The organism is Streptomyces barringtoniae (assembly GCF_020819595.1).
GTDB lineage: Bacteria > Actinomycetota > Actinomycetes > Streptomycetales > Streptomycetaceae > Streptomyces > Streptomyces barringtoniae.
In genome coordinates this window covers 98,293-120,165 of the sequence record NZ_JAJHNP010000003.1, presented here as the reverse complement: position 1 = coordinate 120,165, position 21,873 = coordinate 98,293, and the positions used below count along the sequence as shown (strand labels likewise).

General features: G+C 69.6%; 14 protein-coding genes. 11 read left to right on the top strand and 3 right to left on the bottom strand.

Features of this window, described 5'->3' with window-relative positions; all coding sequences use genetic code 11:
• Positions 1–132 precede the first annotated feature (132 nt).
• The 3 genes from LMU33_RS05335 (at position 133) to pstS (ending at position 3,843) form a co-directional block, all read left to right on the top strand.
• Positions 133–654, top strand: a complete 522-nt coding sequence (locus LMU33_RS05335) for a transglycosylase SLT domain-containing protein (RefSeq protein WP_228617795.1) — start codon at positions 133–135, stop codon at positions 652–654.
• A gap of 251 nt (positions 655–905) precedes the next feature.
• The gene (locus LMU33_RS05330) at positions 906–2,324 is read left to right on the top strand and encodes an MFS transporter (RefSeq protein WP_372477873.1); all 1,419 of its coding nucleotides are present in this window, start codon (positions 906–908) and stop codon (positions 2,322–2,324) included.
• 370 nt (positions 2,325–2,694) lie between these two features.
• A complete protein-coding gene (pstS, locus tag LMU33_RS05325) occupies positions 2,695–3,843 on the top strand; it encodes a phosphate ABC transporter substrate-binding protein PstS (protein ID WP_228617793.1) in 1,149 nt (382 codons plus the stop codon).
• A gap of 72 nt (positions 3,844–3,915) precedes the next feature.
• Here the strand turns inward: pstS and LMU33_RS05320 are convergent, their stop codons facing one another.
• Entirely contained in the window at positions 3,916–5,136 is a 1,221-nt protein-coding gene (locus LMU33_RS05320) for an erythromycin esterase family protein (protein WP_228617791.1), read from the bottom strand.
• A 58-nt stretch (positions 5,137–5,194) separates the two neighbouring features.
• On the opposite strand from LMU33_RS05320, the gene LMU33_RS05315 reads away from it, so the two are divergent.
• Both LMU33_RS05315 and LMU33_RS05310 read left to right on the top strand, forming a co-directional pair.
• Positions 5,195–5,944, top strand: coding sequence for a MerR family transcriptional regulator (locus tag LMU33_RS05315; RefSeq protein ID WP_228617789.1), 750 nt, complete (start codon positions 5,195–5,197; stop codon positions 5,942–5,944).
• A 211-nt stretch (positions 5,945–6,155) separates the two neighbouring features.
• Positions 6,156–7,322 (top strand): hypothetical protein, encoded by a 1,167-nt coding sequence (locus LMU33_RS05310; protein WP_228617788.1) that lies wholly within the window; start codon positions 6,156–6,158, stop codon positions 7,320–7,322.
• Positions 7,323–7,506: 184 nt separating this feature from the next.
• Here LMU33_RS05310 and LMU33_RS05305 read toward each other — a convergent pair whose 3' ends face one another.
• Positions 7,507–11,184: an nSTAND1 domain-containing NTPase gene (locus LMU33_RS05305; RefSeq protein WP_228617786.1), complete on the bottom strand. Its 3,678-nt coding sequence runs from the start codon at positions 11,182–11,184 to the stop codon at positions 7,507–7,509.
• A 281-nt stretch (positions 11,185–11,465) separates the two neighbouring features.
• On the opposite strand from LMU33_RS05305, the gene LMU33_RS05300 reads away from it, so the two are divergent.
• From LMU33_RS05300 to LMU33_RS05285, 4 genes are all read left to right on the top strand, one after another.
• On the top strand, positions 11,466–12,047 hold the full coding sequence (locus LMU33_RS05300) for a peptidase inhibitor family I36 protein (protein WP_228617784.1): 582 nt from the start codon (positions 11,466–11,468) through the stop codon (positions 12,045–12,047).
• A gap of 886 nt (positions 12,048–12,933) precedes the next feature.
• Positions 12,934–16,299, top strand: a complete 3,366-nt coding sequence (locus LMU33_RS05295) for a GH92 family glycosyl hydrolase (RefSeq protein ID WP_228617782.1) — start codon at positions 12,934–12,936, stop codon at positions 16,297–16,299.
• 214 nt (positions 16,300–16,513) lie between these two features.
• Positions 16,514–17,248: a DUF1275 family protein gene (locus LMU33_RS05290; RefSeq protein ID WP_228617780.1), complete on the top strand. Its 735-nt coding sequence runs from the start codon at positions 16,514–16,516 to the stop codon at positions 17,246–17,248.
• Between the two features lie 707 nt (positions 17,249–17,955).
• Positions 17,956–18,894 carry a L,D-transpeptidase gene (locus LMU33_RS05285; protein ID WP_228618345.1) on the top strand — a complete coding sequence of 313 codons (939 nt, stop codon included), beginning with the start codon at positions 17,956–17,958 and terminating at the stop codon, positions 18,892–18,894.
• A 197-nt stretch (positions 18,895–19,091) separates the two neighbouring features.
• On the opposite strand, the gene LMU33_RS05280 is transcribed toward LMU33_RS05285, so the two are convergent.
• The gene (locus LMU33_RS05280) at positions 19,092–19,898 is read right to left on the bottom strand and encodes a nucleotidyltransferase domain-containing protein (protein ID WP_228617779.1); all 807 of its coding nucleotides are present in this window, start codon (positions 19,896–19,898) and stop codon (positions 19,092–19,094) included.
• A gap of 194 nt (positions 19,899–20,092) precedes the next feature.
• Here LMU33_RS05280 and LMU33_RS05275 point away from each other — a divergent pair, with 194 nt between their 5' ends.
• The gene (locus tag LMU33_RS05275) at positions 20,093–20,635 is read left to right on the top strand and encodes a hypothetical protein (protein ID WP_228617778.1); all 543 of its coding nucleotides are present in this window, start codon (positions 20,093–20,095) and stop codon (positions 20,633–20,635) included.
• 381 nt (positions 20,636–21,016) lie between these two features.
• Entirely contained in the window at positions 21,017–21,589 is a 573-nt protein-coding gene (locus LMU33_RS05270; protein ID WP_228617776.1) for a hypothetical protein, read from the top strand.
• Positions 21,590–21,873 lie beyond the last annotated feature (284 nt).

Genomic DNA, 21,873 nt, shown 5'->3' with positions numbered 1-21,873 from the left:
TCGTCGCCGGGAACCGGAACACGCACCCAGCGAACCCCCGAGGTCCGCCCCGCATCCGCGCGGGCAGACCGACGCCGCCGCAACGAACAGCGGCCGGCACCGCCCATGTCCCCGCCGGAGAGTTGCTTACGCATGATCATGACCAACCGCACGCGCCTCGCCCGTCTGCGCACCCTCGGCCTCACCGGCATCGCGACCACGGGCGCCGCAGCCGCCGCCATCACCCTGATGCCCGCGAACGCCCAGGCCGCCGAAGCCACCCAGGCACACGCCACCACGGTCACGGCCTCCGCCAACGACAGCGGCACCACCGCCCGGTCCACCAGCGGCTCCGCCAACAGCCTCGACGGCTGGATCAAGCAGTCCCTGCAGATCATGAAGGCCAAGGGCATCCCCGGCAGCTACGAGGGCCTCAAGCGCAACATCATGCGCGAGTCCGGCGGCAACCCCAGCGCCCAGAACAACTGGGACGGCAACGCCCAGAAGGGCACCCCCTCCAAGGGCCTCCTCCAGGTCATCGACCCGACCTTCAACGCCTACCACGTCACCGGCACCGCCAAGAGCGTCACCGACCCGGTCGCCAACATCACCGCGGCCGCCAACTACGCCGCCCACCGCTACGGCTCCATCGACAACGTCAACTCCGCCTACTGATTCCGGCCCTGATCGTGCGGGCAGCGAACCGCACCTGAGGCGGGTCCACCGGTGCGCGCGCCACCGCGCAGGCGGTCAGCACGCGCGAGACACACAGCGTGATCGACAAGCGTTCTACCGGCACACCGCGCTGTCCCGCGGCCTCCACAAGCCGTGAGGCACACCAGCCCGGTCTTCCCGGGCAACGGGGCACACGTCCCTTACTGTGACGTTCGATTGTGTACGTCCGTGCGCGGGATGGGGTTGAGACCGTGGCGTTCGCGGAGCCGAGCGACGGCAGTGAGTCCCTGTCCCCTCACAAGCCGGCCCGCCGGCCCGAGCGGCGCATGTGGGTACCGCTCCTCGCCGTGTGCGCCGGGTATTTCATGGTCATCCTGGACGTGACGGTCATCAACGTCGCCGTGCCCGTGATCGGCCGGGACCTGCAGACCTCGCTCACTGGCATCCAGTGGATCACCGACGGCTACACCCTGGTCTTCGCCGGCTTCCTGCTGACCGGCGGCGCACTGGGCGACCGGCTCGGCAACCGACGGGTCTTCGGTTGGGGCGTGGCCGTGTTCACCGCGTCCTCAGCCGGATGCGCCCTTGCCCCCGATGCGCCCTTCCTGGTCGCCGCCCGACTGCTGGAGGGGTTCGGCGCGGCGCTGATCGTGCCCGGTTCCCTGGCCCTGCTCCAGCAGGCCTACCCACTGCCGACGGAACGCTCGCGGGCCTTCGGGCTGTGGGGCTCGATGGCGGGCGTCGCGGCGTCGGCCGGGCCGCTGCTGGGCGGCCTCCTCGTGTCCACGGTGGGATGGCGCTGGGTCTTCCTGATCAACCTTCCCGTCGGTGCGGCCTGCCTGCTGCTGACCCTGCGGCACGTGGCGCGTTCACCCCGGTGTGCCGCCCGGGCCCTGGACTGGCCGGCGCAGTGCGCGGTCGTGGCGGCGGTGGCGCTGCTGACCGCGGCGCTCAACGAGGCCGGACGGCGTGGCTGGACGGCCCCGGTTGTCCTCGCCGGGGTGGGCCTGGCCGCAGCGGCCGGCACGGCCTTTGTGGTACGTGAGCGGCTGGCCGCGTCGCCCGTCGTGCCCCTTCGCCTGCTGCGCTCCCGGGCGATGAGCGGGGGAGTCGCCATCGGCCTGCTGTTCAACTTCGGCTTCTACGGCATGGTGTTCACCGCGAGCCTGGAGTTCCAGCACCAGCGCGGCTTCAGCGCCCTCGGCACGGGACTGGCGCTGTTCCCGGCGGTGGCGATGACCATGTTCGCCTCCGTCCTGTCCGGGCGGTTGGCCCGCCGTACGGGTGATCGTCCCCTGGTCATCACCGGCATGCTGCTGGCCGCCCTGGGGCTTGCGGGCTGGGCCGCGGCGGGTGCCGATCCCGCCTATCCGCTGCTGGTGGCCCCGATGATGGCCGCCGGATTCGGCACGTCCTTCGCCCTCACCGGCTCCACCGCGACGGTGATGGGCGCCGCGCCTCCGTCGTACTCAGGCGCCGCATCCGCCCTGTTCAACACCGCCCGCCAGATCGGGAGCGCGACCGGCGTGGCGCTCGGGGGCAGCCTGCTCGCCACGTCCACCCACTACGCCGCCGGGCTGCGCACCAGCATGACTCTCGGCGCGCTCGCCTACCTGACCGCAGCGGTTCTCGCGTGGCTGTGCGTGCCGACGACGCCGGGATCAAGGTAGCGCGGGGTCCTGTGCGCCCCGGCGCTGCTACCCCGAGGCAGTGAACGCCCTCGGCGCGCGGAGATCGCTCGGACTCGCCGACGCCGATCCCGCAATCGCCGGTGCCGCGATCACCGGTTCCGCAGCTGTCGTTGCTTCTCCTGCCGGAGACCTCGATCTTCCCCCGTATGCCTCAGGGGCTCGCGCCGCCCAGTCAGAAGATCGGACACGCTTCGCGATAATTTGATCACGCACAGCTATCTTCCCTGGCTTCACCTGTCATGCGGGGGTGAACCCGCCGCAGACCATTTCCAGCCGCAGTGACCTCGTACCCCCGCGCCGCCGCACGCCCTCGTCGTACCGGCGGACTCCAGGAAGGGACACCCCGAGAGTGAAGGCTCATCCCAAGAGCGGGACGCATCCACTGGCCATCGGCGCGGCAGCGGTCTGCGGGGCTCTGGTGCTGGCCGGCTGCGGTGCGAAGCACAAGCCGTCCGGCTCCGCCAGCAGACCACCTGCCAGCCCCTCCGGTTACACCGCCAAGGCCGGTGGCATCGCCTGTGGCAAGGCGGCCAGTCTGCTGGCATCCGGCTCCACCGCCCAGCAGTACGCGATGCGGTTCTGGATCAAGAACTACACACAGGCATGCCCAGGAATCCGTATCACCTACAACGGCACCGGTTCCGGAGCAGGCCAGACGGAGTTCCTGCACGGCCGCACCGCATTCGCAGGCTCCGACTCCGCGCTGAGCCCCGCTCAGATCACCCAGTCCAAGAGCGTCTGCAAGAGCGGAGGGAATGCCATCGACCTGCCGATGGTCGGCGGCCCGATCGCGGTCGGCTACAACGTACAGGGAGTCGCCAAACTCGTCCTTGACGCCCCAACCCTCGCGAAGATCTTCGACTCACAGATCACCAGCTGGGACGATCCCGCGATCGCGAAGCTCAACCCGGGCACCACCTTTCCGAAGACGCCGATCCAGACCTTCCACCGCTCCGATGCCTCGGGCACGACCGACAACTTCACCACCTACCTGAGCACCACCGCCTCCAGCGCCTGGCCGTACGCGCACGGCAAGCAATGGAGCGGCAAGGGCGGCCAGTCCGCCGCAGGCTCCTCAGGCCTGGCCGCCAAGGTCAAACAGACAGCGGGCGCGATCGGCTACTTCGAGTTGCCGTACGCCATCAACAACACCATCCCCACCGCCTCCATCGCCACGGGTGCTCCTTCTCCCGTCGACCCCAACGTCATCAACGCGTCGAAAGCCATCGCGGGCGCGAAGACCGCCGATACGGCGGGTGACATCAGGCTCACCATCGACTACACAACCAAAGCGGCGGACGCCTACCCCATCGACATGGTCACCTACGAAGTCGTCTGCAACAAAGGCAACAAACCGGCAACCTGGCCCGCCACCAAAGCGTTCCTCGACTACATCGCCAGCGAAAAAGGCCAGCAAGATCTCAGTTTCCAGGGTTACGCCACACTCCCCGCCAGTGTCATCTCCCAAGTCCGAACCACGGTCAAGAGCATTCCCTGACTCAACCGGTGGTCGGAAAGAGCGCCGTAGCTCATCAGGGACTTCGAGAAGAATCGCCCCGACGAGCCGAAGTCAGCAGCGCCAGGCCTGTGGGATGTCCTTGACGAACACGATCCCGTCGCTGTTCGCCAGGTGTGCCGGGTCGAGCGGGGAGTAGCCGAACCAGGGGGATACGCGGTGCGCGGGCCGCGTGTCGCCAAGGGCGGCGGCCAGCCGCGGGGCGTCGATGACGCAGCGGTCCTCGGGGAGCGCGTACAGGAGGCCTTCGACGGTGTCCGGGGGCGGGGTGTCCACTCCGCGGTGCCGGATCGTGCCGAGGGCCGTGGCCGCGAAGGCGTACCCCTCGCCGAGTCGGGCGCTCACCAGCGCACCGGCGCTCCACCACTCCACCGGGCCCTGCCACATCTGCATCGTGCTCTTCTCCCGCTGCAGATGGGAGTTGTGGGCGTGCACCAGCACCGGGCCCTTTTCGGCGATGGCGAGGAGGTTGGCGGCCATCATCGAATCCCGCAGCGCGCACAGCCGCGTCATGCGGGCCGGTGAGGTGTCGGCCATCCAGTAGTGGTAGCGCAGCAGGCCGGTCGCAGTGCGCCCGTACAGGCGCGCCCGATCCCAGTCGTCCCGCGAGGTCGCCGCGAGCAGGTGCGGCGTCTGCGCGTCGAGCAGCGCCACCAGATCGTCGGCAAGCAGCCGCAACTCCCTGGCCTCGGCCGACTGCCCAACGGACTGGGCCGGGTCCATCATCGCGGCGGGATTGGTCCACCGGTCGTCGGTGCCGAGCAGGCGGTCGAGTGTTTCCCCGGGGCAGGGGAGCAGGTCCGCGTCCACCCGGGCCGCGAGGTAGCCGTGGAGTGCCGTGAGGGCCTGCCGGGGGCTCGCGGCGCCGGTGATCTCCAACGGGCCGTCGAAACCGGCGAAGCGGAGCTGCTCGGACGCGGGCCGGCCGTCGTTGCGGGCGCGCATCCAGCGCACGAGTTCGCGGTTGGCCGCAGAGGCGCCCAACCCGAGGTCCGGATGGCTGAATCCGCGCTTCATGACCTCGTCAAGGTTGCCGGTGCCCGAGGTGACGTATGCGTCGACGACCAGGCCCATCATGCAGTCGCTCTCGATCGCGATCGTCCGGTAGCCCTCCTCCTCGACGAGCTGCCGGAAGAGCTCGTTGCGCAGGTCGAGCAGAGTGTCCTCGCCGTGAGTGGGCTCGCCCAGGGCGAGCAGCCGGGGCCGGGCCGGGAGCAACCTCATGATGGCGGCAGCCTCGACGGCACGAGCGGTGTCCTTGATGTCCGTAGCCATGCCCTCAACGGTATCGTTGAACCTTCGATTGAAACTTTTCCGCGATATTGTCAGGATCATGGGGAGAAACCTTCAAGACGGTGAGCGGCTCAGGCCGGTTGATCTGGCTCGCGGGCACGGTCTGTCCACGCAGGCGATCAGGAACTACGAGGAGGCCGGCATCCTTCCGGCCGCCGCTCGCACACCCCACGGCTACCGCACCTATACGCCGCTGCACGCGCGGGCCCTGCACGCGTTCCTCGCCCTGGTGCCCGGCCATGGCCACCAGACGGCGACGTCGATCATGCGGGCCGTGAACCAGGGCGCGGTCGATGAGGCCTTCCGCCTCATCGACGAGAGCCACGCCCAACTCCTCGACGACAGGCGGACCCTCCAGGCGGTGGAGAGCGCCCTCCGGGACCTCGGGGCCACTGCGGCGCCCGAGCCCGGTGTGGAGTCCGAGCCGGCCGCTGTGTCGGGTGCCGGCGGCACGTTCATCGGGCCGCTGGCACGGAAGCTCGGAATCCGGCCGGCGACGCTGCGCAAATGGGAGCGCGCCGGACTGGTGCGCCCGCGCCGCGACCCGCTGACCGGCTACCGCGTCTACGACGAGGCCGACGTACGGGATGCCCGGCTGGCCCACCAGCTGAGGCGGGGCGGCTACCTGCTGGAGCAGATCGCCCCGCTGATCGCCCAGGTACGGGCGGCGGGCGGGCTGGAGCCGCTGGAGGCCGCACTGCGTGACTGGCACGGCCGGCTGTCCGCCCGCGGGCGGGCGATGCTGACCGGGGCCGCAGAGCTGGAGGCGTACCTCCGCGAGCGCGGCTGAGCTTTCGGCCACTACACGCCCTTCGAGGCTGCTTTCCAGGTCACCACCTCCAGTTGCGAAGTCCCGAAGGCCGTGGCGAGAGCTGTCGCCGTGTCGTTCCCATCTGGGCGGGATCGCTGATGAAGGCGGCCCCCAGGTGCCTTCCTGGGCTGCTTGACGAACCGCCGCGCCGGTCTTCCCCTCTTCCTCTTCGAGTGAGAGGGGGGACGCCATGCGGGCGAACTGGCAGCGGGTGGTGGCCGCCGGGGTATGTGGCGGAGTGCTGAGTGGCGCGGGCCTGGCGATGCCGGCCGTCGCCGCCGAAGACCCTCCGACGATCAGCCAGGCGTATGCGGGCCCGCGCCCCGGCGAGGCCATCGGGATCGATCTGCTCAACTACGAACGGAAGCCAGGCGTGCATCTGGTGGCCGAATCGCCGGTCTTCGCGGCCCCGGTACGGCTGGACGACCCTGCGGGGGACACCGGCGGGGAGGGCGTGAGGGCGCCCATCCCGGTGTCGGCCAAGCCCGGATCGTATCCGCTGGTGGTCAAGGCAGGAGGCAAGATCGTCGCCCGTGACACCATCGACGTGAAGCCGCCGAAGCGTCCATCCATCGAAGTGGACGGAGTCGGCGCGGGACGCCCGGGGATCAAGGTGAACCTGTTCTTCGACGACCTGTACCCAGGAGAGACCGGCAAGTCCTTCACTGCCCATTGCACGGCATTCGCTGCGCCCGTCCGTCTCGCACACGACAGGAAGTCCTGGAACAACACCCGTACTTTCAACGCCTTTGACGTGCCGCTGCGGCGCACCCTCCGTGATGGGCCGTACCCGGTGTGGGTGACCGATGCGGCCGGGAGGCGGAAGGCCGAGAGCCGGCTGGACGTCCGCTCGGCCCGCCCGGGCGACGACGACTATCTGGGCAACGCCAGGGGCCCGGCGTTCTTCGGGAAGGAGGGGTATCTGCTCAGCGCCCGGGCCAAGGGCTTCACGATCACGGCGGGCCGGACGGTGTACGTCAGGTGGCAGGACGCGCATCCGGACCCGGGGGAGGAGGAGCAACTGACCGCGACCTCCCCGGCGTTCCGGTCCCCGGCCAGGCTGGAGTTCGACATGGTCAAGGGCCATGAGGCGGATGACCCGGTCTTCTGGGGCCCGGCGCGGATCAAGCCGGGCCTGGCCCCCGGCACGTATCCCGTCACCGTCGTCAGCCACCGTGGGCGCGTGAAGAAGACCAGCTACCTCACGGTGACCCAGGACCCCGCTCGCCACGACGGCGCGAATGGACTGCCCACCGCCGTGTGGCTGGGTGTGGGCACCGCAGTCGGCACTCTGGGATCCGCCGTCGCAGCGCTGCTGGTCAGCAGGCGCAGAAGGGAGTCGGAGTCCCCGTCCTGACCCGCCGTACGGCGCGCCACCGATGGCGTCGAGCACTGCCGGCTTGCGCAATGGCGACCGAGACTCCGCAACGCCCACGGCTGGCTACCGCTCGGCAGCCGCAAGGAGGACCAGACGAGCCCTGTCTGCGCGTGCTGCGCATCTTCCCTCGGGCGAGAGCCGGGTTCCGGAGGCCGGGCCGGGTTCACCCCGGGCATGTGGTGTGCGGTGGCTGGTCGGGCAGGTACGTCGAGCGCTCCTGCGGGGTGAGGTCGCGGCCGAGGGCTTGGCAGATCTTGCCGATGGCCGTGGCCGGGGGAGGCAGGAGGATGTTCCACAGGCGTACGGTTCCGTCGCCGCCGGCGGTGGCGAGGACGCGGCTGTCAGGGCTGAAGGCCGCCGAGAACACGGTGTCGGTATGCCCGGTGAGCGTGGCGAGCGTGTTCCCGGTGACGGTGTCCCAGAGCCGAACGGTGCTGTCGGAGCTGCCGGCGGTGGCCAGGGTGCGGCCGTCCGGGCTGAACACGATGGCGAACGCGGGGGCGGCCCGTGCGGGCAGGGTCGCGCGGACGCGTTCGGCCTTCGTGTCCCACAGTCGTATCGTGCCGTTGACGCCGGCGGTGGCGAGGGTACGCCCGTCGGGACTGAACGCCATCGAGTCCGCGCTTTCCGCATGCCCGGGCAGGGTTGTGCGCAGGCGGCCGGAAACCGTGTCCCACAGTCGCGCCACACCGTCCGCGCCGGCTATTGCCAGCATCCGGCCGTCCGGGCTGAATGCCAACGAGCCCGTGCCGTCCACGAATTCGGGGAGCCCTGTGCGAAGGCGGCCGGTGTTCGCGTCCCACAGCTCCACTCCATGCTCCACACCACGGGTGGCCAGGGTGCGGCCGTCCGGGCTGATCGCCATCCGGAACACGTCGCTGGTGTCATGGGACAGGCGAGTGCGCAGGCGGCCGGTGGCTGGGTTCCAGAGCGCTACGCCACGCTGGCGGCCGAGGGTGGCGAGAGTGTGTCCGTCGGGCGTGAACGCCACCGATGACACGTCGTTCAGTGCGTTGGACAGCGTCCTGCGACGGTGTCCGTCGCGTGCGTTCCACAGGTCCACCCCGCGGCCGTAACTGGCGGTGGCCAGGGTCCGCCCGTCCGGACTGAACGCTACCGAGAGCACCTTTCCCCGCGGCCCGGAGAGAACGGCACGGTTCGGGCCGGCCATCGTGTCCCACAGGCGCGCACTCCGATCGCGGCCACCTGTGGCGAGGGTGTGCCCGTCCGGGCTGAACGCCACGGTAAGCACGGTGTCCGTGTGCCCGGTGAGCGTTGCCAGAGTGGTGCCGGCGGATGTGTCCCACAGGCGCACGCTGTTGTCGGGGCCGGTCGTGGCGAGAGTTTTCCCATCGGGGCTGAATGCCAGTGGCGCCCTGCCATCGGTAGGGCCGGGCAGACTCGTGCGGAGGCGACCGGTGGCCGTACTCCACAGTCGTACCGCGTTGGTACCACTGACGGCGATGGTCTGCCCGTCCGGGCTGAAGGCCACGGAGAACACGCCCACGGGCTGTCCGGGCAGGGTCCTTCGGAGCCGGCCACGGGCCGTGTTCCACAGCTGTACACCGTGGCCGTTGCCGCCGGCGGCGAGTGTGCGTCCGTCCGGGCTGAAGGCCACCGACGTCATCGCGTGGGTTTGCTCGGGAAGGCTCATGCGCAGATGAGCGGATGCGTCCCACAGCTCTATCCCGCGCTCGGCGCCGGCGGTGGCGAGGGTGCGCCCGTCAGGGCTGAAAGCCAGCGAAAACGCATCAGCAGGGCCGGGCAGGCTTGTGCGGAGGCGGCCGGTGGCCGCGTTCCACAGTTGAACGCCGTCGTTCATGGCGGCCGTGGCGAGGGTGCGGCCGTCCGGGCTGAAGGCCATGGACCATACCCACGCGTGGTGCCCGGGCAGGCTTCTTTCGAGGCTTCCGGTGCCGGCGTCCCATAACTGCACCGTGCCGTCGCGGCCCTCCGTACTGGTGGCCAGGATGCGTCCGTCGGGGCTGAACGCCGCCGAGGTCACAGCGCCACCGGGGCCGGTGAGCCGGTGCCGCAGGGGGACGGCGGCGGCAGCGTAGAGGCTTTCGACGGCCTGAGGTGTGGGGCTGGTCCGGTAGGCGCGTATGGCCAGCAGGGAGGCGAGGTCGGAGTCCGTGCCGATGAGACCGGCGGATTGGGCGGCGAGCTGCCGGGACAGCGCCACCTGCCTGGCGGCCTCGGCATCGCGGCGCTGCTGATCGCTGTTCCGGCTCTGCTGCCAGGCGAGCAGGCCCGCGGTCATGGCGACGGCCAGGAGGACGGACAGGGCCGCGGTGAGGATCCGCAGGCGCCGGGTGGTGCGTGCCGAGGCCTGCTGCTCCTGCTCGCGTGCGGTGAGGCTGGCGCTGAGGAAGGCGTGTTCCAGGCTGGTGAGGTCTGCAGCGGGCCCGGAGCCGAAGTGTTCCCGGGCGGTGGCCAGGCGGGTGCCGCGGTACAGCGCGCCCGGGTCCTGGCCCAGTTCCTCCCAGGTCTGGGCCGCTTCCGTCAGCCGCCGGTGCAGGAGCAGGCGCTCGCGGTCCTCCTCGATCCATCCGCGCAGCCGAGGCCAAGCCGTGATCAGAGCCTCGTGGGCAAGATCGACGACTTCCTCGTCCACGATGACCAGCCGCGCGCGCACGAGACATTCCAGGACCATGGACACATCGGTCGGATCGCCCATGTCGAACTCCGCTCGGCGAGCAGGCCGGCGGGTGTCAGGGCTTCCCTCCCCCGGGGCGATGAGACGCAGCAGGACGCGGCGCGCGAGGTCGGCCTGTGCCGGGTTGAAGCGCGCGTAGACCTCTTCGGCAGTACCGGCAACGGCGCCCTGCATACCGCCGATGGCCTCGTAGGCCTGAAGCGTGAGGGCGCGGCCCTTGCGGCGATGCCACGTTTCCAGCAGGGCATGGGACATCAACGGAAGCGCACCGGGCTCGTCCTCGACCTCGTCGAGTATGCGAGCGGTCAGGGCGCGCTCCACGATCAGCCCGGATGCCTGGGCCGGCTTGACGATGGCTTCCCGTAGCTCCTCCCGGCTCAACGGGCCGGCCAGCACGGTCCCGTCCTGCAACGCACCGGTCAGGCCGGCGTGTTCGGCGCAACGGCCAAGGAAATCGGCCCGCACGGCGATCACGACGCGCAGCGGGCTCGCCGGATCGGTGGCCGTCAGCAGACGGTCGATGAACAGCTCACGCTCGACCCGGTCGGTGCAGAGGGTGTACAGCTCTTCGAACTGGTCGATGATCAGCCACGTGTCGCCGTCGGTTTCCTTCGGGACCAGGCGCTGGGCGTGGGTGCGCATCGGATGCTCGCCGGGGGTGAGGACACGTAATGCCGCCGGCAGCGGCCGCGGTGCCTCGGGGCTGCGCAGGCGGGGGATGAGGCCGGCGCGCAGCAGAGAGGACTTGCCGCTGCCCGACGGGCCGAACACCGCAGTGAACCGGCGGGCCGACGCGAGCCCGAGCAGTCGGTCGGTCAGCTGATCACGGCCGAAGAACAAGCCCGCATCGCCGGGCTCGTACCGGGCCAGCCCGCGGTAGGGCCCCGGTGTGTCCTCACCGTCCTTGGGCTGGAAGGCCAGCTCCTGCGATGCTGCGCGCCAGCGCTGCTCCCACGTGACGGCATCCGCGCCACACGCGTGGGCGTAAGCCCGAGTCACCTCGAGCGAGGGCAACAGCTCTCCAGCGGCCGCGCGTGACAGCGTCGCGGCCGAATACAACGTGCGCTGCGCCATCGCGCGGTAGGTCAGGCTCCCGGCTTCCTGGCGCAGCTTGCGCAACTCGAAAGCGAACCGCTGCACCGGACCGCCCGCCGGGTCCAGCTCACGTTCACGACGTCCCATCCCCACTCCCGCCATCGGCACGATCAGCGAAGGACAACCTTTGCACCGCCCTGCACCGGCCGCACCTGTGAGCAGCCGGTTCCGGCCGACCACCTCCGTAGTCCGCCCTCTCGGTCCTTTGTTGCATGGGGCAGTACGGGGCTGCGCATCAACGAGCCGACCCGGAAACCTGGTGGGCGGCCGGCGCCGGGCGGAGTCCCGGCCGGGGGAGCCGGCCATCCCCGAATTCGTCACGTCAGGCACTGAGCTGTCTTCCTGACACGAAACGAGAGAGGTGACCTGTGACCCTGGGCTCTGCCAAACCGAGACTGCTGCTCATGGCGGTGGTGAGCATCCTCGCCCTGGCCTTCAGCGTGCAAGCCAGTCCTGCCGGAGCAGTCGGCAACTCCTATGCCGCTCAGGCGGAGCGGGCGGGGCTCACCGCCCGGCAAGCTCACGCCCTGCAGCGTACGGTCGACAAGCTGATCGTCCGGACGCACGGCCGGCAGACCGGTCCGAACACCATCGCTTTCCGCGGTGGAGACGTCACCGTGGCCGTCCCGGGCGAGAAGTACGCCAGGGATCTGAGGACCACCTTCGCACCGGCGGCCTCGGATTCCTGCCCGTACGCGAACTTCTGCGCCTACACAGGAGCGTCGTACACCGGCCACCGGTACGACTTCTACTCCTGCACCAAGACCGACACCAGCTCCTATCTGCTGACCGGCGGTTCCTGGAGCAACAACCAGACCCAGCACCGCCGCGTGTACATGTACGGATCCAGCGGATCAGTGATCTACACGACCCCCAACGCCTTCTACCACACTCCGAACGGCGACTGGTCTCCGGTGTACGCCATCAAGACCTGCATCACCGCCGCGTAACGCACCACCTGATGGCCGGTTCCCAGCACATCCGGGCAAGGATGTGCTGGGAACCTGCTGCGTCGGAGCCCCATGCACTGCCAGGGCCGGGTTCGAAGGCGACCCACAGCGCGGCGCGACCCAGACGCGCCCGGTGTCGTTGCCGGTCGCTTTTGCGATGCAGGGGGCGTTGCCGGGGAGGAAGCTGCCCTTGCGTCGTCGTCGACATCGCCAACTCCTCGACGATGCCGACCGTGGGGGGATCAGCCGTGTGCAGCGCCTCGAAGTGCCACCCGGGTCGACCCGTCGACCGCGTCGACGGGGTGGGGGCGGAAGCCGCTTCGCCGTTGCCGCGCCGCCTCGGCGGGCCGCCGGTCATGAGGCGGCGGCCCGAAGGCGGGGCATGGCGCTCGCCTGTGTCCTTGCTGGTGCACGTCGTGAGCGACGGTGAGGATGGGGTATTGCGCTGAGGGTGCGCAACTGCGTGAAGGTTCGGCTCGGTTCCTGGCCGGTCCGGTCAAGCGCGAGCGGGCCCGTTCCCTCGACCGCCGGGGGCCCGCGTGACCTCCGGCCGTGGCCGGCCCCCGGATCCACCGGGGGTCCGGGACCGCGTGCCGACAACGACGGCGTGGTACCGAGGCCATCCGGTTGCGAACTTCGCGCACAGAAAGCTGCGTTGACCTCGTTGACATCCCGTGAGCCCACGCGTTTCACTCGACACTCGTGCATGGCAACGTTGTCAGGCCGCCCTCCGAGACGGCCTGACAACGTTGCCTGCCACGACATGCCTGTCCTTCGGCACGTCAGCACCTGTGCGAAGCACGAACCGCTGCGGAGGCAACCGATGGTCCGACCCCGACGTTCAGCTGCGCCACGTAACCGAAAAAGACTCCGTCAACGCCTGGCCGTGATCTGCGTCCTGGGAATCGCCGCGCTCCCGCTCCCGGCGATTGGCGACGCCCATGCCGCGAGCGCCGCGACACCGCCCCTGGTGAAGGACCCCGCGTCCCTCGTCAACCCCCTCATCGGCACTTCAGGCGAGGTGGACACCTTCCCCGGCCCCGACATGCCGGCCGGCATGGTGCAGTGGGGTCCCGACACGACGCCCGACCGCCCCTCCGGCGGCGGCTACGAGTACAACGACGGCAAACTGTCCGGCTTCAGCCTCACCCACGTCTCGGGTCCCGGCTGCGGCGTAGCGGGCGACCTCCCCGTCCTGCCGGTGACCGGCACCCTGTCGGGCGACCTCGGCAACGCATCCGTCGGGTTCAGCCACGACGACGAGCACACCGGCATCGGGAACTACAAGGTCACCGACGCGGGCGGGGTCACGACCCAGCTGACCGACACCACCCGAGCGGGCCTGGGCACCTTCACCTTCCCCGCGGGCAAGCAGGCGAACCTGCTGTTCAAGCTCAGCGGCGGAGCCACACAGGTGGACGGCACCCGCGTCCAGGTGGTGAACAAGCAGGAGATCAGAGGCTCGATCGACAGCGGTCACTTCTGCGGTGCGGACAACCGCTACACGCTGCACTTCGACATCAAGTTCGACCAGCCGTTCGCCACCAGCGGCACCTGGGTCGGGAGCACCATCAACCCCGGCGCGACGTCGCTCGAAGCGGGCAAGGCCCGGCAGAGCCTGCAGGCGCACCCGTCGAAGCCGCTGAAGGAAAGGCACTTCACCGTTCCCGCGGCCCCGTCCCCGACCGTGCACGGGAGCGCGGGGAAGTCGTCCGGCACGCCGTCCCCGGCCCCGAGCGGCAGCGCGGCGCCCCGGACGTCGGCAGCTGGCAAGACCGCCGCGAGCACGTCCGCCGAGCCCCCCACGACGGGCGCGAACGGCATGTACCTGACCTTCGACACCTCCGCGAACCCGACGGTGCGAGCGAAGGCCGGCATCTCCTACACGAGTGACGCCAACGCGGCCGACAACCTCGCCACCGAGATCAAGAACTGGAACTTCGACGCCGTCGAGCAGGCGAACCACGACGCCTGGAACGCGGTGCTGAACAAGATCCAGATCGGCGGCGGCACCTCGGACCAGCAGGTGCAGTTCTACACCGCGCTCTACCACGCACTGCTGCACCCCAACGTCTTCTCGGACGCCAACGGCCAGTACATGGGCATGGACAACCAGATCCACAAGCTGGCCAGCGGCCAGCAGGCCCAGTACGCCAACTACTCGGGCTGGGACACGTACCGCTCCCAGACCCAGCTGATGGCGATGGTCGAGCCGAAGGTCACCAGTGACGTCGTCACCTCGATGCTCAACGGCTACGACCAGACGGGCCTGCTGCCCAAGTGGGCGTCGAACAACGGCGAGAGCTACGTCATGGTCGGTGACCCGGCCGCCGGCATCATCACCGACGCGTACGCCTTCGGCGCGCGGAGCTTCGACACGGACAAGGCGCTCGCCGCCCTGCAGCACGAGGCCACCGTCCCGAACAACGACCGCCCCGGCGAGTCGGTGCGGGACGCCAAGGGCTACCTGCCGCTGGACGAGAACGACTACGGCTGCTGCAACTTCTACGGCCCGGTCTCCACGCAGCTGGAGTACGACTCCGCCGACTACGCCCTCGCCGCCTTCGCGAAGTCGCTGGGGAAGACGGACGTCTACACGAAGTTCGCCACCCGCGCCCAGGACTGGATGAACGTCTTCAACCCGCAGACCGGCTACATGCAGGCGAAGAACAAGAACGGCCAGTTCGCGGGCGGTTTCACCCCCGGCACCTCCAACGGCTTCGTGGAAGGCACGTCGGCCCAGTACACGCCGATGGTCCCGTTCAACCTGCAGCAGCTCATCCAGGCGCGCGGCGGTGACAAGGCGTACTCGTCCTTCCTGGACAGCCTCCTCGACAACATCACCGACCCCGGCAACACCAACGCCAACCTGAGCAACGAGCCCAGTGTGGAAATCCCCTGGGAGTACGACTACACGGGCCAGCCGTGGAAGACCCAGGCGGCCGTCCGCGCGGCGCAGCAGAAGCTGTACTTCAACGCTCCGGTCGGCTCGTTCGGCAACGACGACCTCGGCGCGATGAGCTCCTGGTACGTCTGGTCCGAGCTGGGCATGTACCCCGAGACTCCGGGCACGGACACCCTGGCGCTCGGCAGCCCGACGTTCCCGGTGGCCAAGGTGACCTTCGCAGGCGGCAAGACGGTGCAGATCAACGCGCCGCAGGCGGCACCTGATGCCCCGTACGTGCAGTCCCTCGACGTCAAGGGCAAGGAGTGGAACACCTCCTGGCTGACGTACCAGCAGTTCAAGGGCGCGGGCACGGTCGACTTCGCCCTCGGCACCCAGCCGAACAAGTCCTGGGCGTCCGACCCGTCGGCGGTGCCGCCGTCGGACACCACCGGCGGCGACCGGGTCCTGGCCGCGACCGGCCCCTCCAGCGACGGCCTCGTGCTCCAGCCGGGCGCGTCCGGCGACGCCACGCTCGACCTCACCAACCTCGGCAGCAAGGACGTCACCGTCGACTGGAAGGCGACGGCGCCCTCCGGCGTCACCCTCGACACCACGTCCGGCTCGGTCAAGGTGCCCGCCTCGGGCCGCGCCGAGACGAAGGTCCATGTGACAGCGGGCGCGGGCGAAGGAACGTTCCCGGTCACCTTCGCGCTGACCGACCAAAGCACCGGGTCGGCACTGAGCGGGGCGGCCCTCCGCGTGGCCGTGGCCAAGGCCGGCGAGCTGTGGCCGTACGACACCAACGAAGGCATCTACCCCGACGGCACGAGCTTCTCGGGCGGCTTCGACAGCGGCGGCTGGGCCTTCTCGCAGAACGCGCTGTCGGCGGCCGGCGTCACCAGCGGCTCCACCGTCACGGTCGACGGCATCGCCTACACCTGGCCGACGGTGACGTCCGGTCAGCTGGACAATCTGGAAATGGCCGGCCAGACCATCCCGATGCCGGCCGGCACGTCGGGCGCGTCGCTGGGCCTGCTGGGTACGGCGGCCAACGCACCGACCGACGGCAGTGGGGTGTCGGGCACGCTGAGCGTCACCTACACCGACGGCACCACCTCGAAGGCGACGGTCGGATTCTCCGACTGGACGCTCAACGCCGGTTCGAGCAAGCCGCTCCCGGGTGACACCACGGCCGTCACGACCGGCTACCGGAACACCGGCAGCGGGGGCCGGGACGGCGTGAAGACCTACGTCTTCGCCACAAAGGTCCCGCTCGACGCGTCCAAGCAGGTGGCGTCGATCACCCTGCCGGTGACGGGCTCGACAGGCACCGACCATCTGTTCGCCTACGGCTTCGGCCAGTGAGAGACGGCAGGCACTGACGGCGGCGGGGCCGGTTCCCGGAGGCGCGAGCCCCGGGAACCGGCCCCGCCGCCGTGCCGCACCGCACGCGGCCCCGCCAACGGCACACACGGCGGAGCGAATCGCAGGGCTCCGGCTTCGACGCGGCGGTCCGCGACTCGGCGGGCATCCAGGGCAAGTACGTGCTTCACCCCAGGGTTACGATGACACACTCTGAGTGACGAGCCCCCCGGGGGAAGCCGTGGAGCAGCAGGTGCAGTCGAAAGTCCTCCCGGGACGCTCTCTGTGCATCGCCGTGGTGCTGCTGGTGGCGGCGTCCGGCGCTGTCGAATCCGTGTCCTTCCTCGGGCTCGACCGGGTCTTCGCGGGAGTCATGACCAGCAATCTCGCGTTGCTCGGTATGGCCCTCGGCCGGGGCAAGGCCGTCGATGTCAGCGCGGCGTTGCTGGCACTGTCCGGGTTCGGTGTGGGCACAGCGGTCGTCGCCTGGTACACGCGAGGCTCCGCGGCGCCGGCGACCCACTGGCCCCGGCACGTCATGTTCTTTCTCGGCGCCGAGGCGGCCCTGCTGGCGGCGGGTGCGCTGGCCTGGGGCCTGACCGGCGGCACACCGGGCGAGGCGGCTCGGGACGTCATGCAGTTCGGGGCCGCGCTCGCCATGGGCGTGCAGGCCGCGTGCATGGTTGCCGCCGGAGAGGCCGCCGCGCCGACCACCTACCTGACCGGCACGCTCGCCACCTACATCGTGAAGGGAATTGGCACCGGCCGTCCCGGGGTCTGGGTGCCGCTGCGGTTCGTCGGCCTCATCGCGGGTGCGGCCTCCTCCGCCGTGCTGCTGAAGCAGGCGAGGGCCTGGGCCGCGCTCCCTTCGGTGATCCTGATCCTGGGCGCGATCGTCGCTGCCTGCGTGCCGCTCGCCGCGCGGCGGCGGAACACCGCGGCCGCTGGGTGAGTCGCGCTGGGTCGCTGTGGAGCCGGAGGAGTCCGCCCGCGTCGTCGAGCCGGCGGCCACTGTCCGCGATGCTGTCTGCGACCGACCGGCAGGTGCCGTGTCCTGGCGTGACGGTATGGACTGTGGGCGCTGATTCGCTACGCGGACCGAGTGCGAGTGCTGCGCGACCACGAGACATTCGCCCGTGAGCCGTGGCCTCGTTGAGATCGAGCCCCGCGTGCCTGTCCCTCGGTACTCGACGACCTCGAAGTCCTGGTCAACGGCGGCGAGTTCGATGTGAGGTCCGAGATGGCGGTGGCTGCGGCGCGTCCTTCCATCGTCGGCGCAGCGGGGCCGGTTCCCCCGCGGAGTCCACGGCCGTCATCGCGTGAAGTCCTGCAGATGGAAGACCTTTGTTCGAAGTGTTGCTCCGCATGCCGGCCGGTACCACCGACTGCCGGACCGCAGAGGTGCGGCCCAATCCCCTTGTCTCCCTGACGTGCTCTGAAAGGAGGAAAGGCGGCAGGCGACGATGTCGTGTCCTCGTGTCCCCGACCGGCGGCGCGCGCCGAGATTTGGGACACGTTTTACATGACGCACGCAACTGCATGCCGCACCCTTGCTGTCTGACAGGAAGTCGGGGCCGACAGGGGCCGAAGAGCGAGAGAACGGGGCAGGTCGTGGGACGGCGCAAGAGCGGCATAGGGATCGCACTCGTCACCGGGGCGATGCTGGTGGGCGCGAGTGCCTGCGGCGGGGGCGGCAGTGACAAGGCGGGCGGGGACGACGCCAAGGCGCCGGGCAAGGCGAGTGCGAGTGCCTCTCCGTCACCGACCAAGCCGGCGGGTCCGCCGATGCTGCTGGACACGATCACCCCTCAGACGGGAACCACGGTCGGCGTGGCCATGCCGATCTCGGTGGTCTTCACGAACCCGGTGGCGGCGAAGGCACGGGCCGCGGTGGAGAAGCACATGAAGGTGAGTGCTTCGCAGCCGGTGGCCGGCGCCTGGCACTGGATGGGCGACAAGCGCGTCGACTGGAGGCCGAAGACGTACTGGCCCTCCGGCACGAAGGTGAGGATCGACGCCGACATGAACGGCGTCAGCAACGGCAACGGACGCTACGGCATACGCAGCTACACCCACACCTTCACCATCGGCGACGACGTACGCGCGGACGTCTCGGTGACCGGCCACACCATGAAGGTGACCCGGAACGGGCAGCTCGTGCGCACCCTGTCGATCAATGCGGGCAGCGCTCAGTATCCGACGTGGAACGGCACGATGGCGGTGATCGACAAGGAGGAGAAGGTCCACATGACCTCCTGCAGCGTCGGCATCAGCTGCGACAAGGGCAGCCCCAACTACTACGACCTGACGCTGCCCTGGGACATCCACCTGACCCAGTCCGGCACGTACGTGCACTACTCGACCGGCGACCCCAATCCGGGCAGCGGCAGCGCCCGCGGCTCGCACGGCTGCGTCCACCTGTCCCTGTCGGACGCCAAGTGGTTCTACGGCCAGGTCAAGCAGGGCGACCCCGTCACCATCACCGGCTCGCCCCGTGCCAAGGCCCCGGCCGACAACGGCTACGCCGACTTCAACCTGGGATGGGACCAGTGGCTCGCGGGCAGCGCGTCCGGGGAGGGGACGACCGCGTCGCTCTAATACGCGGGAGCCGGGTGTCGGGGCTCTGGCTGCCGGTCGACGTGGGTGCACGGCTCGTACCTTCTGGGACCTGCCGATCTCCCCATGGCCGGTAGCCGGGTGGTGATGAGGCCGAAGGTCCGTCGGTTCCTGGGCGTCAGCTCGGTGTGTGCGTCGCCGGACAGGCGTGGGGTCAGGATCGACGGGCTGACGCCTCGTCACGGCCGCGGGGCTTTCTCGCCGTGCACGGCCGTGTATTCGGCTGCGAGCCAGGGGCCGAGGTCGTTGATGAGCATGCCGAGCACCGCCTGGTCGGGTGTGGGTGTGCGGCCGATCGCGGCGGCGAGACGCATCTGCTCGGCCCGCTCGGGGTAGTAGCGGCCGAAGAGCTCGGCGGACTGGTCGAGGTCGCTGGTCCAGCCGCCCCATCGGGGCATGACCAGGGTGAATGCTGTGCGGACGATGCGACGGCCGACGAGACGGCCGAGGGTGCGGCGATCGGCGTCCGTGGTGGCTTGGGCTGCCTTGGCACGCCAGTGTGGCAGCATGCGGGCGAGGTCGCCGTTGGTCTCCCGGGCGAGGAGGGACGTGGGGCGGTACCGGGGGAGTTGTTCTGCGAGGTCGGAGCCCAGCAGCGGGGTGCAGAGGCAGGCGATGAAGAATCCGCCGTCGTGGCGTTCGGCGTCGCTGAGCAGGACCCGCGTGCTGGTCAGCAGGATGCAGACGCCGTCGATCTGCGGGAATGCTCCGTCTAGTACGACCTCGATTGCTGCGGCGTCGGCGCGGTCGGCTTCGGTGGGCTCCTGGTGCAGGGCGAGCTGGAGGTCGAGGTCGGAGACTTTGGGAGTGGCGGTGCCGCGGGGGACGCTGCCGTAGAGGTAGGCGCTGTGCAGGCGCGTTGTGCCGAAGGTTTCGGTGATCTGAGCGCGGGCGGCATCGACGACGGAGACGAACGCTGCCGGCACTCGCTCCAGTGCGCCTTCGCGTGCGATCGTTCCGTCGCGGTCCAGCCCTCGTTCATCCATGGGGTCACTGTGCCTTGTGGGTCTGCGTGCTGCCGAGCGCATTTGCGAGGGGGTGTGGCGTCGCACGAATCGCATCGTCCGCGCATCGGCGGGCGGCGCAGTACCGGCTTGCCGGGATCGGTGGACGCGCCCCAGCACGGGTGGGCTACCGTACGGATACACCGGGCTGCCCACGGTGACTGAGGAGGAACCCTGTGTCATCGCCCTGCGACCCCGAGCATGCTCCCGTCGGCGATGTGGGCGCAGCGCTCATGATGGTCGACTCTCGGCTCAGAGCCATCCACGCTGACAGGACCGAGACCGAGACCGACGCCGAACAGCAGCAGCTGACCGGGCAGTTCGCGGCGTCCCTGGGCCCCGATGAGGTGGATGACATGCTGGACGGCGCCTGCACGCTCATCTACATGTTCATGCAGTGGTTGCGGATGGCATACGAGGACCACGACAAGGACGTCATCGAGTGCGTGGTGCCCAACCTCGTGGCCACGTTGCGCATGATGCCCAAGAGCATCCGTCCCGAGACCATCCCCACCATGGCCGGCTTGGTCGTAGCCGCCGGCACCGGCCTGAGCCCCGGTCTTTGGCGCAAGCAGTACGGCTACTGGACCAAGGACGAGATGAATCCCTTGGAAGCCACCGCCTTCCTGCTCGCGGAACACATAAACCGCATCACCGACGACCGTGAATTCGCCACTCGCATGATCGCCGATGCCCTGTCCCGTGCGGATGAGGGCTGACGTAGGCCCTTGCCGGCTGATCAGCCTTTCGGCGACAACCGGGCTGAGCCGCGCCAGATTGCGTCATGGAGAGGCGTCGACCACCGCCGGTGGGCCAGAGGAAGTCGCCGTCGGGGAGCGGGTGGTGGGGCATGAAGCGGCCGAAGTCCCGCTCGGAGCACTCTGGCGGTGGCGGCATGCCGCCGGCAACGCCACCGTCGCCCTCCGCGAAGCCGACCACTGGCCGACAGCAGGCCTGACAACCGATGCGCCTTGGGTTCGAGCCGCGCCGCCTTGACATCTTCTCCGGCCTCCACGGCCAGGACGCGAGGAGCATGCGACCGGCGAGGTCCCCTGCAAGCGTGGGAAGTCAGGCCGGAAGCCACCCTTGTGGCACAGAGGATGACCACGGAAGATTGCCAGCGGCCACCACAAGGCGGCCTGTTCCAGGGGGAATTGGGAGATTCTGTGAAAAAGATCAGCCGGCTGGTACGCGCTGCCGTGGTGGGGGCATTGGCGCTTGGCGGCGTCGTGGCAGGCACGAGCAACGTTTCGGCGGCGACCAGCAACTGGGGCTGCCGCTCCGAGAGAACCGGCAGCTTCGCCGACGCCGGCCACGGTATTCACCTCGACTCCTGCATCGAGGACCAGTGGGGCAACAACGGCAGTGGCTTCTACGCCCGCATCGCCGTCACGCTCGACCCCGGCAGCGGCTCCGCCCACCCGGCCGTCTTCCCGTGTGCGCAACTGTGGAAGTCGGACGGCTTCGGCGGCTGGTCCTATGTGCATGACTACGGCTGCATGGGCACGTGGTACGGGCCCGGCACCAACGACGCCATCTGGATCAGCGACGGCGGTCAGAACTACAACCCTGGCAGCGGGGCATACGTCGTGCGGGTGGGCTTCTGGGCCACCATCAACGGCCACTACGGCTATTACGGAGACGTGGAGTCGCCGGTCGCCTCGGTGTGGTGACCGCGGACGGCTTGCAGCCGCATGGACGAGGGCCCCTGGAATTCGCCTTGCCGGGGGCCCTCGTGCGTGACCCAGTCCGCGGAAGGCGAGGAGCTACTGCGCGGCATGGTGACGCTCCGGGCAGACGAGACCGCAGCCCGGATCGCGCCGTACACGCGAGGCCGCCGGCGTGCGGACCGGCCGCCGAGTGCTGCCTCATCGACCGAAGTGTCAGTGGCATGTGGTGGGACGACCGCGCTTCGTAGGCCACCAGGCGGGAGACCGTTCCGATGCCCGTGGACCCG